Genomic DNA, 14,801 nt, shown 5'->3' with positions numbered 1-14,801 from the left:
CTTTTTAAGTGGTACAGGGTACCTGTCCCCGTGGCCCACCTTTTTATTTACTGTTGCTTCTCATAGTAATAGTTCAACCACTTATGCACCTTTTCCATCTTCTCTACTACTCTATCCTTCACTACCGGGCTCAGCGTTTCAAGTGAGTTAATCAATTCAACCGTCTTCTCAAACTCTTCCTCTACCTTTTCCTTCTGAAGAGACTGATCCGGCCTCTCCATCATCTTCTCCCATTTACGAAGATTATTCTCTAGCTCTTTTCCTTCTTCCTTGTTAACTGCTCCCTTAGGAATATAGATAGACGCCGTCTGTTCCTTCAACTGCTTGACCATAGCCTGGACTGCCGCTTTCGGATCTTCTCCAGGGTTCACAGCCACATTTCTCCACGGCCCTTTCCCCAATGCGTCCACAGACGGGGCACTGGCCTGACCGAAGGCGAACATGTTCACACCTGACGTTCCATGACCCGCTGCCAACACATCATTGACGGCCGCTTTTTCACCCAAATGATGATAGAACGAATAGATTCCCGTATAATACATCATCGACGGCGGTGTCAGCTTTTTACTGGCGATGACCGTAGATTGGATGCTGTTAAAATCATGTCCGTACGCCTGCGGGATGACGCCATCAATGTCCTCGACCCAGTCGCTGATCAAAACAGCCTCTGCTCCCGGTTCAGGAGTGGCCGTCACCATAAAGGCAGGGTTGATGTCTTTACTCTGCACGTGAAGCTGATCGACAAACGTGTTTTCCTGTTCACGCAGCCAATTCTCCCACTCTTCCCATAGCTCATCGGACTCCTCCAAATCTATTGGATCGACTCCGAATTCCGCTTCGAAACGTTCTCGATTCGAGGCACTGAAACCATAACTCTTATCAAACGGGTGGTGCGGATAGCGCATATAGTCAATATTCACACCCGTGATCTTGTAGTCCTCTTGCTGCTCTTTATAAATATCCAGCATAAAGTCCTGAACGTCAGGATTTGCGATGTCGAGCCAATAGTAGTTACTGCTGGAGTCACTTCCAGGAGTGCCCGGCTCATCATTCCGCTGTACCGCGCTCCATTCCGGGTACTTTTTGAACTGTGATGGCAGGCCGAGGCTGCTGTGGCCGATCATGAAACCATCCGTCCACGATTGAATCGTGATCCCCCGCTTCTCCCCTTCTTCAATAAAGGCTTTCAGGATATCCGAACCGTATTGCCCGTAGTCCTGATTGGCGAAGTTCGGGTGCTGCTTTGGCAGACCGTAGGCTTCCATCGTGTCACTCGGGAAGATCGTGTATCCCCAGAAAGTGGTTTCGAGATAAAGAGAGTTGAAGCCTGCTTCTTCCATCCGGTCCAGCGTCGTGATGACATCATCCAGATCCTTCTCTTCAGGTCGATACCAGATGGCTCGCTGCTCCCCTACTTCAGAAGGAAGGGAATAATAGTACGCATCGTAGGCGGCCTGCGTCGCTTCTTCCGTATATTCCAATGCCTTTTGAGGATCTTCACTCTGGATGTTTCCTGCTTTTTTCAAAAGCTTTTCAGCTTCCTTTACAGAAGCATCTGCTTTCTTGAACTCTGCATCAATATAATTTTCTTCAGCATGAGCGATGCTTTGCTTCGCTTCCTGCAAGGTTTGTTCACTTTTGAAAATATAGGTGGATGCGTCGCGGATCAATTCAATTTTGCCGTCCGCATCATACTCCACTTTCATCCCAATCTCTGCTTTTTTCAGATATTCCGCTTCGGTCCCGTGTCCGCTTACGACAAATCCATTTGAGGGAATGCTACTGTCCCCTCCGCCAATTTTCGTGACGACTCCATCGGTTACGGTGATTTCATATCCATATGGGTTCGTTCCGGTGGTTGAACCAAAGGCAGGAGTATACAGCAATAGCTGGTTGGCTCCACGATTCCCTGGGAACGGGGCTCCCTCAGGGTTGGATTCATCGGTTGGGTCAATATCGTCTAATGTATTGGCATAGGTCCTTTCAACCGGTTCATTGATCGAAACGGTCTCTCCCTTTTCCAAGCTCTTCAAGAAACTCATGATTTCATCTGTCGTTTGCGGTCCCGTTGACAGGACGACCCCATCTTCGGGGATGGCACTGTCCCCCTGCCCCGAGGAGACAACATGATAACTGTTCCCCTCATCTTTTTTCAGAATCACTTCATACGATGACCCGTTTGTTTCTGTAAAATAGCTGAACGTCGGATCAAACACGACAAGCTTATTCGTATTGTTACGGTCATTTTCTGCATTGACGATGACGCTGATCCCATCCTCATCCACAACCTTCGTCGCTTCCCCTTCATCTGCTTTCACTTGAAATGCAGGGGCCTGAAAAACCGGGACTGCCAGTGCGATTGCCATCGCTGACACGGTCATCTTCTTACCAATTAACCACTTTTTCATAGAGTACCTCCATATAATCGTTTTATATGTATGCGCTATCATTGTTGTGGCAGTTTTATTCTATCATAATTTTCTGAATAAAAGGAATACTTCTTCATAATAGATAGTTTAGATGGAGAAATTCTTCATTTTTAGACAAATCGAACGTCAATTTCTAGATCTTTTGACTCATAAACTATTTGGAAAGATCCCTTTAAAACAGGGATCTCCCCTTAAATCGGCCCGACCTCTGGCCACTTCAATTCAATCCCTTCTTCCTCAAGCAGTGCCTGAAACTCACGCAATAACGCTTGATTCTCCCTCACTTCACGTGGCAGGACGCCTTTCTCCATGGCAAAGGAAGCAAGATACCCTGCCGACTCCCCAATATTCCATTCCACCGGATGCACCCTGAAGCAGCCGTTTGTAATATGGGTGGACCCGATATTCTTACACGCAGGAAGCACATTGTTCACCCGAACGGGCAACAAAGCCCCTAAGGGAATCTCAAACGGATAACTCTCAGCATAAAAAAATGTATTCGTCTCCGTCGTCGGATGCAAATCGATCCGGTAACAGCCAATCCCCACAGAATCGTCCACCTGTTTGATGCCGTCCCTCGTATTGGCATTGATATCTTCTTCCACTACCGTCGATACGGCTTTGATTCTCCTCGATTCTCGAATATAAGGATATTTCGCGAGACCATCCTCCGTTCCAAGAATATCCCCCCGTAACCTCAGTCCAGGGTACCCTTTGCCCCCATCCGGCCTCGGAGCTTCCGTCTGCAGCCAATACAGCAGGGAAAGACTCAGTTGCTTCGACTCATGAATATGCTTTTCCCGCTCTTCATCACTGACATCGATGATCGAACCACTCCAATAGTCGTTCTGCGGCCAGTTGATGAGGGAGATATCCCCTTCATAGGTTCCCTCAATAAAAAGGCTCGGGTCCACAATCCGGCGATAATCCCACAGTCCCCACAAATCTTCATGATGGAACATCGCAAATTCCTTCGATCCACCCGTATGGGCATCCGGTGCGAACCAGCTTAACTGCTGATGCTGTAAAAACGGAGCACGATAGTCTTTCCAGAACTCATATTGTTCCGGCTTTTCGATGACAAAATTTCCGCCCTCTACATAGTCCACTGCGAACACATACGTGAATGACTGCATATCCTGCGGCCGGGCTTCTTCCGGCGCATGAAGCTCTCCTGTATCCTTCTTTGCTTCTGCCCCAGTGACGTACTCCACTCCTGCCAACGGCAAAAGCTCTCCGGTTTCAGTCGCATCCAGATAATAATGTCCCTTCAGCCTCTTTAAACGTCCGTCCCCATGCTGAATAGTGACAGATTGAACATCGTCTCCAGCCACGTCCGCCACGGTCACTTTATAATCAGTAAGGATCTGTAACCTCCCGCTGCTCGTAAACGGAATGAGCATTTCCTGAAGGACGGCAAGGGCCACTTTCGGTTCATGACAGAGCCTGCTGACCCATCCCTTTCCTGGATTCAGCCGCTCATCCCGCCTCGCCTCTTCCTTAAGAGGATAGTGACGACGGTAGTACTCCCGCACACGGTTCCGGAACTCACGGTACGTCCCCGTGCAGCCAAACTGCTCGATCCACTGGTGCTCATCCGGTGGGACCGCCTGGCTCGTCAGCTGTCCGCCGATCCAATCGGTCTCTTCTGTCAGGATGACTTTTTTCCCTCGTTTCGATGCAGCGAGTGCAGCCGTACATCCGCCGATCCCTCCACCGATGATAATGATGTCTGCTTGTAAGGTCTCCATTAATTTCTCCACCCCTTTCTCACAAAAAAACTAAACGATGAACCCTGCCCCGATCACCCCTGAGTTGGATCCAAGCTTTGCAGGGACGATTCGGACAAGTTCTTTCAATTCCGGATACACATACTCTTTCACTTTGGCCCTTAACGGATGGAGAATCTGCTCTTCGGCACTCATCACGCCCCCGCCCAATACGAAGACGTCAGGATTGATGGCATGGGTGAGATTGGCGATTGCCATGGCCAGGTAATCCACCGATTCATCAATAATACACTGGGCCGCTTCATTTCCATTACGTGCTTCGTTGAACACGGCTTCGGACCCACCGGGGATCCCATTTGATTCGCCGGCTGCCCCAATGGCCGTTCCGCTTGCCAGACTTTCAAGGGCGCCAGGATTTAATGAAGGATGCTTTCGTCCATTCGGCACGACAATCATATTGCCGACCTCTCCGGCATATCCATTTGCCCCTTGAAACACCTTCCCTTTAATGACAAATCCACCACCGACACCCGTGCTTACCGTCAGATAATAGATACTTTCATAGCCGGCTCCCGCTCCAAGCTTGGCTTCAGCCACAGCCGCCACGTTCGCGTCATTCTCCACCTTCACGGGTAATTCAAAATGCTCCTCGACAATTGACGCCAAAGGGATTCGGTCCCACCCAGGTAAGTTAGGCGGAGAAAGAATCGTGCCGGATCGTGCATCCAGTGGTCCCGGACAACCGATCCCGATGCCGAGCACATCCTCGTCCCCTTTCACCCTTTCAATGAGTGAAATCAAGTTGGCAATGACCTTCACCGGCCCTGCATGAGCCTCCGTCTTCTCTTTCGCTTCTTTCAGGATTCCGCCCTTGTCATCAAGGAGTGCGGCCCGCATATTCGTTCCGCCCAAGTCCACCCCGATCCGTAAGGTCATGACTCAACACCCCTGCCTATCCCGATTTCGAACGTCCTGTCCCAAGGGAGGTAAATGTCCTCCAGTGAAAAATGGAGATGGTATCGATCCAGGAATTCAGAAGCCTCATTTCTGAACATTTCCGTCACCCTGCTCAACAGCTCTTCACCGCTGACAGCCGACTCATCTACTCCAGCCCGCACCTCTTGACGAACAACCGACTGATACACATAATCATCCAATAATCGAAGGGTGATTTCAGCCAGCAGCCTTTCCTTCACCTCCGCTTCCTTCAGGGAAGGCTTCTGCTTCTGAAGATGAACCATTGCTGCCTGTGCCACGACCGTCCCCAGCGTATTGCCCGCTGTATTCCAGCCTGCAAATCCGGCAAGCTCACTCACCTTGATCCCAGACAACAGCTGCGGCAGCATGCGGGCATCGACTCCGTTGGCATAGGCCGTATCCGCCACGGCCACAAGCTTATTCTGACGAACATAATGAGAGATGCGCTTGATCCACTCCCCAATATTCCGATGGGGGGTGTCGACTTCCCCAAGGTACTTTTGCAGGGCCAGGTCTCCCTGACGTTTCCCCGGTACATTGACCGCGAACACAATGTCCGCTTCCCCTGGGTGATGAACGGTGTATCCGCCAAAGGCAATGATCTGCCCCTTCACCGACTCACAGATCGGCCGGTCTTCATACATGGCCATCGATAACGCACCGGTTTCACCGCTGTACAGTGGAAAAAATGTAGGGAAAGGCACGTTTTCAAGCTGATAGATCATCTTCGCCACAAGGGTATTGGCGACTTCATCCGCTCCCGGATAAATGAATACACGCTGAAATAACTCCCGCTCGAATACTTTCGTTGAAAGGTCTTCCTGTTCCCCGATGTTGAGCCCATACTCGGACGTATCATCCTGAGGAAAAACCAGGACATCAAGGGTTCGGTCTTCCACCATATCCAACAGGGAGACGTTCACACGATAGTTTTTCAGTCTTGTAGATAAGTAGTCTTCCAGAACCTCTGAAGGAATCCGTTTCCGCAAGTCCTGTACTTTTCGATTGGATTCCTCACACCCCGTTTTCTCAAACCTGTGGATATGGAAGGAATACTCCCAAAGCTCGACTCCATAATCACTCCAGTATTCCTTCTCTTCCTCATTGACGTAGTTATTGGAGATCCGCATGGTGGAACTGAAGGCCATCAGAGCTTTGTCGGGATACCTCTCTTTTAATGAGCGGAGGATTCCGATACGCTGTTTAATGGTTTCCTCTCCATCGATACAAATGCGGGAAGGAACCAGTCCTCCATAACCCAGCATGTCGACGGAAAGGACAAATCCATCCACATCAGGTGCTACTTCCCAAATCCATTTTTCCAAAGCCTTGATATCCCCGGGTTTTTTCAAGAAGCCGAGGAGGTCTTTAGGCGGAAGCAGTACTTCCCAATTTCCGATCGAGGCGATCTGCCTTGGAAGCTCCCTTGTCACCGGTCTCCCATCCACAGGCAGGAGGGCAATCTTTCTATTCATGCTTGTTTCCTCCTTTTATGAGATAAGTAGCGATTTCCTTCGGTTTTAATCGTTCCTCGCCAACCCGTACAGGTTCATGAAGAAAGTCCACCCGCTCCACGCTACTACCACGGGAGATCAAGCTAACCACCTGTTCCTGATCGGTCGGATTCCATACACGCAGCTCCATTCCATCTGCTACTCGCCTAAGTGAACTCCACTGTACGTCTCCATTATCAATTTCTACTAAACTCCCGATTTCCTTCGCTTCACCCGGATAGATCCGCGGGGAAACACGAAACAAGTGGGCTTCCGTAGCCACGTGTCCAATACTCTTATGGGGGTGGAACTCAAACGCTGCACGGAAGGTATACGTGCCGATACACTGAGCATCCGGCGTTTCCATATTCGGTCCCGCTCCCCCGCCACGAGTCCGTAAGTCATCACGGGACAGCCAGCCGACGCTCCTGATCAAGGTCACATCCAGGGAATCTTCCTCTTCCATTCTGGTAATCTGATATTCCTGCAATCCTCGATGATAGAACGAAAAGCCGCTATCCGCACGCACAAATGACAGGGAAGGCTCGACGACAACCGGCACTTCCTTTTGCTTCGCTGCATTAAACGCTTCATCCTTCTTCGCTTCCCGCTTCACCACATCGAACGCCGTATCGCTATACGTGCAATCGACGGACGTTCCCAATGGATATTGAACGCGGAGCCGCTGATCCTTCGAGCGATTGTCGATCATATACGATACATCAATTTTTCGATCTTTTTCTTTCACAGTAAGAGTGATCTCTACAGTTGTTATGACCGTTTCTTCTGAAGGACCCGTTCGATCCTCGTTCAGCCCTGCTGGTGTGAGTAGCTTTAGATCATATGATAATTCTTGAACGCCAGACCCTTTCCGGACCTTTCCTGCGCCGGCAAGCTCAGCCACCGTCTTCACATCGTTCACAGGCGGGGAGTAGTTATACTCATCGCCAGCGTCCAGGGTGCTGTAGAACCGTTGCAATCCTTCATGACGCTTGCCCGTTTCTTTTTCTAGGATCGAAAGGGTTCCATCCCCGTCGAGTTCAATCGAGTAATACTCGTTTTCAATCACGCTGTCCTGTGACTCACGGATTTCTTCATAGCTTCCCTCCACGACTGTAAAAGCAGCGAGTGAAGTGGCAGGAAGATCCTCCACATAAAAGTCCAGCTCATAAAATGTCCCCTCTTTAAAATCAGGGAACGCGTCCAGTGGAGAATCAAAATGTCGACCTCTCCGCTTATATTTGATCACAGGGGTATGAAGCTTCCCGTTCTCGTCCTGTAAACAGAACAATCTTTCTTCCTCCAGCCAAATCTCCCCCGACACCCAGCCGGTGAACGGCCTTGGATGAGGATTGAAGACCGTAAATACGCTGTTATCCTCAAACGGCTTTCTCAGTCCTGATCCTGAAAACATCGGATCCTGAACGCCGAGATGAGACAGCGATCCCTTCTGAATGGACGAAAGCCTCTGCCGGAGCTTCATCGTCCTCGTCTCCATTTCCTTATGGACCTCATCGATGCTGCAGCCGCAAATACTATCGTGTGGATGATTCAAGAGTAGAAGCTTCCAGGATTCCTCCAGGTATCGATGAGGATATTTCTCTTGCCCGGCAAGTGTCGCAAGTGGTTCCGTATAGCCCGTCAGCTCATCCTCCATCTCCTGATTTTGGACCTTGAGATAGCTTCTTGCCGACAGGACATTCGGAAGGACATAAATATGCTCATTGCTTCTCATTTCCCCGACAAACACAGGCAAATCAGCCGGGATCTCTGCCTGAACGCTCTTCAAAAACGCTTCATAGGTGCTGGACACAAACTCCACTTCCCCTTGAAGCTCATGGATCTGCTTCATCAGATTTCCGTGCTTCGGCATCAGATGATCCCCGCCGTTGGTCAACAACAGCTGAGACGTCGTTGCATACGGCGTGACCTTCTCCACATAGGACTTCAACTGCTCTTCTGGATTGTCCTCATTCAAAAGAGGTTGGTAATACCCCTCTGGCAAAAAGGCCGTGAAGACTCTGGACCCGTTCGGCGCTTCCCAATGAAACTCAGACGTTTCGGGCTTGATCCCCCGCCACAAAATGGCGTTATCAATCCCAAACCCCTGTAACAGCTGAGGCATCTGACTTACATGACCGAACGTATCCGGTAAATACCCGACCTTCTGGGATTCTCCATATCGACCAGCGATCTTCAATCCCATCTCCATATTCCGGATCAGGGACTCCCCGCTCACAAGAAACTCATCGGCCAGGACATACCACGGACCGATGATGATTTTCTTTTCTTCTATGAAATGAAGGACTTTCTCCTTCATGGTCTCTTCGCAAACCTCAAAGTAATCCTCCAGGGCAGCCATCTGGCCATCCAGGATAAATTGCTCCAACTCTCCCTTTACAAGACCCGACACAATCCGGTCCATCACCTGGACGAGCCGGTGTCGGAATACTTCAAATGGAAAGTACCATTCCCTGTCCCAATGGGTCTGGAAGACGATATGGCACGTCATTTTCTTGCTCATTATCCTTTCACCGCCCCTTTCATGGCACCAGCGATGAAGTGGCGCTGCAGGATGGAGAAGATGATGATGATCGGAAGAATCGAGATGATCGATCCTGCTGCGATGTAGCGCCAGTTAGCCGAGAACGAACCGGCGAGGGTATTGACCCCTAGTGGCAGTGTGTACATGCTCGTATCGTTTAAGATGATGAGCGGCCAGAGGAAATCTCCCCATGCCATCATGAACGTGAAAATGGCCAGTGTGACAAGTGATGGTTTGACGAGTGGCATGAGGACTCTCCACCAGATTTGAAACGCATTGGCTCCATCCATACGGGCCGACTCATCGAGCTCATACGGGATCGTGAGGAATGCCTGACGCATCAGGAAAATTCCGAAAGCCGTGGTGGCGTGGGGCAGGATCAATCCTGCATACGTGTTTTGCAGTCCTAAGTCCAGTGCCAATAGGTAAATCGGAATCATCAGGAGCTGAAACGGCACCATCATCGTACTGATAATGAGGACGAAGACGATGTTTTTCCCGCGGAAGTTCATGCGGGCGAGCGGGTAGGCGGCCAGTGAACAGAAGACGATATTCAAGATCACCGTCACGACGGATACGACAACACTATTAAACAGGTAACGCCAGAACGGGAAGAAATCCATCACTTCCACGTAGTTACCGAACGTGATTTTTTCTGGGATGAACTGAGGCGGGTACGAGAAGATATTCTCGCTGCCCGATTTGAGCGACGTGGCCAGGAGCCATAGGAATGGACCGACCATGATGAGTGTGACGAAAAGAAGCGTGCTATATTGAAGAACGACTTTACCTACCTTTTTTACATTTATCGGTTTTTTGACAGTTAGTTCGGTTGAATGTTCGTTACTGGTTCCAAGAGAAGGAGAACTCATGGAGAATCACCCCTTTATCGCAGATTCTTTTTTGCTCATGAACTTGATATTAATGACAGAGAAGATCAACGTGATGATGAATAATACGACGCCCGCCGCACTGGCATAGCCCATTTGCAGCTTATCGAAGGCTTCTTCATAAATGTAGAAGACGAGTGTTTTCGAGCTGTTCAGCGGTCCGCCGCCGGTCATGACATAGATTTCTTCAAATACCTTCATGGCGGAAATGGAAGACATGATGGTGACGATCATAATGGAAGGCATTAATAAAGGAATGGTAATATGCCAAATTTGTTTCCATTTGCTTGCCCCGTCAATGTCCGCTGCTTCATATAAATCATCTGAAATCGACTGCAGTCCCGCCAGGTAAATGACCATATAATAGCCGAGTCCCTTCCAGACGGTGACGACCATGACGGCAAAAATGGATGTCGACGTCGAGGTCAGCCAGTTCACAGGTTCGTTGATCAATCCAAGTGATTCCAATATGTAATTCAGGATTCCTTTATCGGCGTACACCCATTTCCACGCAATCCCCACCACGACCATGGAGGTGACGACCGGTACATAATAGGCGGAACGGAAGAATCCAATCCCCTTTACCTGCTGGTTCACAAGGATCGCCAGGAAAATCGGCAGGATCACGAGTGCCGGCACAACGATGACCAGATATAATAAGGTCTGCCCGAGCACTTTCCAGAACAGGGGATCTGAGAACAGCCCTTTGTAGTTTTCAAGACCGATGAATTCAGCATCGGTGACGATATTGTAATTCGTAAAGCTCAGCCAGATGGCATTGAGCATGGGATAAAAAATGAACGCACCCAGGATGATGACACCGGGTATCAAAAACAGAAATGGTGTTAACGGATGATTTCTCAAACGGACTCCCCTCTTTTCTCCATCGCTTGAAATAAGAGCTTGGCAGCTCCAAGCATTCCCGCCTGATTTCCCAGTACGGCAGGATAAATGCTTGTATTAACAAAATATTCCTTCAATTTAACCTGGAAGCCGGCCCACCAATGGTCCTTGGAGTCAATGACCCCTCCCCCGATGAAGAGGACTTCCGGATCGACGCTCACAGAGATGTTGTACGCGGCGATGGCCAAATAATCCAGATAACGGTCAACCACCCTCTTGACCTGTTGATTTCCATTTGAATATTCTTCAAAAATCTCTGAGCCATGCGCGAAAGAAGAATTCGTTTCGGTGAAAACGTCCTGCACCAGTGCTGTACCCGACAGATACTGCTCCAGGCAGCCTTTCTTCCCGCAATTGCATGGCTTTCCATTTGGAACGAGCACGACATGTCCCCATTCCCCACTTTGATGGTGATGGCCGTGTAGGACCTCACCTTGTATGGCGTTCGCTCCCCCGACACCGGTCCCAAGGGTCAACATGACCGCCGTTTCGGGGTTTCCTTCCCACTTCCAAAGCTCCCCAAGGAGAGCAACATTTGCATCATTGTCGACTGCACATGACAGTCCGTAGCGCGTTTCGATTTCTTCTTTTACTTGGGTTCCCTGCCACGAAGGCAAGTTGTCTGTCGCATAGACGACGGTCCCTTTCTCCGGATCCACACGACCTGCCGTGCCAATCCCGATTCCTGAAATAGTTCCGTCTTCCTTCATTAATAGATCAATCACTTGAAAGATGGAGCCTAGAATCCCCTCTCTCCCGTTCGAGATATCGGTGGGTACCTTTTCCTCGTGGAGGATAGTGCCATTACGATGGACAATCGCCCCTTTGACGCCGGTACCCCCGACATCGATTCCAATGACCTTCATCGTTTCACCTGCTTACCAGTTTAATAGATTTTGTCTACAACGGCTCTTGCGGTTTTCTCCTTCATGCCAAGGGAGAACTCTTTATTGTGGAGGGCAAGTCCGGTACATAGCAGATCGATGACGAAGAGCTGTGAAATCTTCGCGATCATGGATCCACCTTCAAGAGGGGATTCCTTCCCGCCGCTTAACAGGACCGCATCGGCAAGCTTCGTAATCGGTGAACGGGCATAGTACGTGATGGCGATGACGCTTGCTCCGTTTTCTTTGGCCAGTGTCAGGGAATCGATCGTGTCCTTCGTGCTTCCCGAGATACTCAGTCCAACCACCACATCCCCTTCTTTCACAGTGGCTGCCGTCATGGACTGGATGTGGGGATCGATGACCGCATCCGACCGGTATCCGATCCGAAGGAAACGATTCTTCGCATCCAATGCCGTCAGTCCTGAAGTCCCGACTCCAAAGAAATGGATGGATTTTGCACCGGAAAGAAGTTTGATCGCTTCCTCCAATGTTTCTTCATCGAGCTTATTCACGGTTTCATCGACGGCGTTCTTCGTATAGGAAGCAATCGATTGAATGAAGCCGGCGGGCTTACTGGGATCTGACTCTTCCTCTTGTGACATGGAGGATAAATCCTTCGCTATCGCCAGTTTAAATTCCTGATACCCTTTCATGCCAATCTTTCGGCAGAAACGGAGAACCGTCGTTTCCCCTACTTCCGCTACGTCGGCAAGATCTGTCACGGAATAGTAGAGGGCCTTTTCCATTTGTTCCAACACAACCGCCGCCACTTTTTGCTCGGACTTTGTGAGGGAAGGATAATAGCTGTTAATTAATCCTCCTAATTTGCTCTTTGACGCCGTTTGTGCGTACATCTTGATTCTCTCCTCTATTCTGTATTGATTGAACGAACTTCTTCGTGATCTCCTGGGGCCTTGTGATAGCCGACCCGACTACGACGGTGTGGGCTCCCATATCCAATGCCTGACACACTTCTCCCGGAGTCGAAATCCGTCCCTCGGCAAACACCGGAATCTTGATGGTATCAACCAATTTTCTCAATAATGTAAAATCAGGTTCACATTGCTGAGGTGAATACGGCGTGTATCCCGACATGGTCGTGCTGACACAATCGACGCCCAGTTCCACAGCGTTGATGGCTTCTTCATAGGTAGATACATCCGCCATGATCGTTTGTCCTCTTGACTTCAGATACGTGATCAAGCTTTCCAGCGATTCACCGTTTGGACGTGTTCGGGTCGTCGCGTCAATGGCAATCATGTCCACCCCTGCTCCGATCAATTCATCGGCTTCCTTTGTGGTAGCCGTTATGTAGACATCACTTCCCGGGTAATCCCTCTTCACCAACCCAATGATGGGTAGATCCACGTACTGTTTGATGGCCAGAATGTCCGCCGCACTGTTTGCCCGGATCCCCGACGCACCCCCTACGTAAGCAGCCTTCGCCATTTTTCCCATCACATCCGCCCCGTGCAACGGTTCATGCTCAAGGGCCTGGCATGACACCACAAGCTTTCCCTTTAATTGTTCAAAAACGATTTCCTTGCTGATCATCCTGTCTTCACCGTACTTTCATTGAAATGCAGAAAGGGAGTTGAACTCCCTTTCCGTCATTCCCTTATTTAGATAGCGTGTCATTCCATTTCATTTCAGCCTGTTTCAATGCTTCGTCCACTGTCATATCCCCAAGCATCGCGGCATGAAGGGCTTCGTTCATCGCTGTACGCAACTCTTCAAAGTTCTTCATTGGCGGGATCAATACTTCACTGTCCTTCAATTGACCAGCCGATACGATACGGGCCTTATCAATCGGAGTCGCATCTTTCGGCTCTTCGCTGAAGTACGGATCATCAAGAGCCGTTTCAATCGATGGAAGGATCGCTGTCTGTTTGTCAAATTCAACCTGGTTCTCCGCATTCGTCAAGAAGATGGAGAAGTCCACGGCTGCCTTCTGGTGCTCAGATTGTTTAGGTACTACGACGTTCATGGCCGCTACGTTTTTCTTGTTCGTGTCACCTGTAATGATCGGAGCTGTTTTCGTAGCCTTTAAAACGTCCGGAGCATTTTCTTCTACAATGGTTAAGAATTGTGGACCGGATGCCAAGATGGCGATTTCACCCGCTTGATACAAGTCGACCGCTTTAGAATGTCCTTCTGTTAACACTTCACGTGGAATCAGATCATTCTTGTAAAGGTCTACGAAGAAATTGAATGCTTCTTTCCCTTCCGGCGTGTTGAAGGTTGCTTTCGTCATATCTTCATTCGTTAAATCCACGCCCATCATGACCATCGTCTCAAGAAGATGACTTCCATCTAGAGCCGGGAAGAACGCGTATTTACCCGTTTTGTCTTTGATTGTTTTAGCGACTTCCTGCAGTTCTTCAAAAGTAGCCGGTGCTTTCTCTGGATCAAGTCCCGCTTCCTTGAAGATATCCGAGTTATACATCGTTACCTGAGAAGACAGGTACCAAGGAATACCGAACGTCTTACCGTCAAATGTGTTGGAAGACCAAATGTTCTCGAAATACTTACTCTTCACATCTTCCGGAACCATTTCATCCATATCAACCAATGCATCAAGCTCTGCCAATTTCGCTGCGAATTGTGGATTCAAATTCGCCACGTCCGGTGCCGTTTTGGATGCGACGGCTGACAGGATCTTCGTCTCCATATCACCCCAAGGAATGTCCACCCATTTCACTTTCACATTCGGGTTTTCCTTTTCAAAATCAGCAATGACCCCGTTTAAGTAATCATCAAAGGTTGGAGATAATTGCATCGTCCAGAATTCAATCTCGACCGGCTCCTCTTTCGTTCCTTCCTTTTGTTCCCCTGAAGAGCTGGATTTGCTGCTGTTACAGGCAGCTGTAAATAGCATAGCAAACATCAACATAAGCGTTAATAGAAACTTTCCATTTTTAAACATTGTGTTCCTCCCTTTCCCCT

11 protein-coding genes are annotated in these 14,801 nt (G+C 49.4%); all 11 read right to left on the bottom strand.

Annotated features, from left to right (window positions below; all coding sequences use genetic code 11):
• Positions 1-47: 47 nt before the first annotated feature.
• The 11 genes from CN378_RS12865 to CN378_RS12815 all read right to left on the bottom strand — a co-directional run bounded on the left by CN378_RS12865 (position 48) and on the right by CN378_RS12815 (position 14,781).
• The gene (locus CN378_RS12865) at positions 48-2,408 is read right to left on the bottom strand and encodes a glycoside hydrolase family 10-like protein (protein WP_179884907.1); all 2,361 of its coding nucleotides are present in this window, start codon (positions 2,406-2,408) and stop codon (positions 48-50) included.
• A gap of 212 nt (positions 2,409-2,620) precedes the next feature.
• Positions 2,621-4,180 carry an FAD-dependent oxidoreductase gene (locus CN378_RS12860; RefSeq protein ID WP_098352509.1) on the bottom strand — a complete coding sequence of 520 codons (1,560 nt, stop codon included), beginning with the start codon at positions 4,178-4,180 and terminating at the stop codon, positions 2,621-2,623.
• A gap of 30 nt (positions 4,181-4,210) precedes the next feature.
• Entirely contained in the window at positions 4,211-5,095 is an 885-nt protein-coding gene (locus CN378_RS12855; RefSeq protein WP_098352507.1) for an ROK family protein, read from the bottom strand.
• Positions 5,092-6,612 (bottom strand): DUF4127 family protein, encoded by a 1,521-nt coding sequence (locus tag CN378_RS12850; protein ID WP_098352505.1) that lies wholly within the window; start codon positions 6,610-6,612, stop codon positions 5,092-5,094. Before CN378_RS12850 ends, CN378_RS12855 begins: the two co-directional genes overlap by 4 nt.
• Positions 6,605-9,154 carry an alpha-mannosidase gene (locus CN378_RS12845; protein WP_098352503.1) on the bottom strand — a complete coding sequence of 850 codons (2,550 nt, stop codon included), beginning with the start codon at positions 9,152-9,154 and terminating at the stop codon, positions 6,605-6,607. Before CN378_RS12845 ends, CN378_RS12850 begins: the two co-directional genes overlap by 8 nt.
• Positions 9,154-10,047, bottom strand: a complete 894-nt coding sequence (locus tag CN378_RS12840; RefSeq protein WP_098352502.1) for a carbohydrate ABC transporter permease — start codon at positions 10,045-10,047, stop codon at positions 9,154-9,156. The genes CN378_RS12845 and CN378_RS12840 overlap by 1 nt, the downstream gene beginning before the upstream one ends.
• Before the next feature lie 6 nt (positions 10,048-10,053).
• Positions 10,054-10,929 carry a carbohydrate ABC transporter permease gene (locus tag CN378_RS12835; protein ID WP_098352500.1) on the bottom strand — a complete coding sequence of 292 codons (876 nt, stop codon included), beginning with the start codon at positions 10,927-10,929 and terminating at the stop codon, positions 10,054-10,056.
• Entirely contained in the window at positions 10,926-11,834 is a 909-nt protein-coding gene (locus tag CN378_RS12830) for an ROK family protein (RefSeq protein WP_098352499.1), read from the bottom strand. Before CN378_RS12830 ends, CN378_RS12835 begins: the two co-directional genes overlap by 4 nt.
• Before the next feature lie 20 nt (positions 11,835-11,854).
• Positions 11,855-12,709, bottom strand: a complete 855-nt coding sequence (locus CN378_RS12825; RefSeq protein WP_098352497.1) for a MurR/RpiR family transcriptional regulator — start codon at positions 12,707-12,709, stop codon at positions 11,855-11,857.
• Positions 12,663-13,409, bottom strand: a complete 747-nt coding sequence (locus CN378_RS12820) for an N-acetylmannosamine-6-phosphate 2-epimerase (RefSeq protein WP_098352495.1) — start codon at positions 13,407-13,409, stop codon at positions 12,663-12,665. Before CN378_RS12820 ends, CN378_RS12825 begins: the two co-directional genes overlap by 47 nt.
• A gap of 64 nt (positions 13,410-13,473) precedes the next feature.
• Complete coding sequence (locus tag CN378_RS12815; RefSeq protein WP_098352494.1) at positions 13,474-14,781, bottom strand: ABC transporter substrate-binding protein; 1,308 nt, start codon at positions 14,779-14,781, stop codon at positions 13,474-13,476.
• Positions 14,782-14,801: the final 20 nt, after the last annotated feature.

This window comes from Bacillus sp. AFS015802 (assembly GCF_002561455.1).
GTDB lineage: Bacteria > Bacillota > Bacilli > Bacillales > Bacillaceae_B > Rossellomorea.
This window is presented reverse-complemented; position numbering and strand designations above follow the sequence as displayed.

Coding starts and splice junctions, on each gene's coding strand:
- CN378_RS12840 (WP_098352502.1), bottom strand. CDS start 10,047: ATGAGTTCTCCTTCTCTTGGAACCAGTAACGAACATTCAACCGAACTA.
- CN378_RS12845 (WP_098352503.1), bottom strand. CDS start 9,154: ATGAGCAAGAAAATGACGTGCCATATCGTCTTCCAGACCCATTGGGAC.
- CN378_RS12825 (WP_098352497.1), bottom strand. CDS start 12,709: ATGTACGCACAAACGGCGTCAAAGAGCAAATTAGGAGGATTAATTAAC.
- CN378_RS12860 (WP_098352509.1), bottom strand. CDS start 4,180: ATGGAGACCTTACAAGCAGACATCATTATCATCGGTGGAGGGATCGGC.
- CN378_RS12820 (WP_098352495.1), bottom strand. CDS start 13,409: ATGATCAGCAAGGAAATCGTTTTTGAACAATTAAAGGGAAAGCTTGTG.
- CN378_RS12855 (WP_098352507.1), bottom strand. CDS start 5,095: ATGACCTTACGGATCGGGGTGGACTTGGGCGGAACGAATATGCGGGCC.
- CN378_RS12850 (WP_098352505.1), bottom strand. CDS start 6,612: ATGAATAGAAAGATTGCCCTCCTGCCTGTGGATGGGAGACCGGTGACA.
- CN378_RS12815 (WP_098352494.1), bottom strand. CDS start 14,781: ATGTTTAAAAATGGAAAGTTTCTATTAACGCTTATGTTGATGTTTGCT.
- CN378_RS12865 (WP_179884907.1), bottom strand. CDS start 2,408: ATGAAAAAGTGGTTAATTGGTAAGAAGATGACCGTGTCAGCGATGGCA.
- CN378_RS12830 (WP_098352499.1), bottom strand. CDS start 11,834: ATGAAGGTCATTGGAATCGATGTCGGGGGTACCGGCGTCAAAGGGGCG.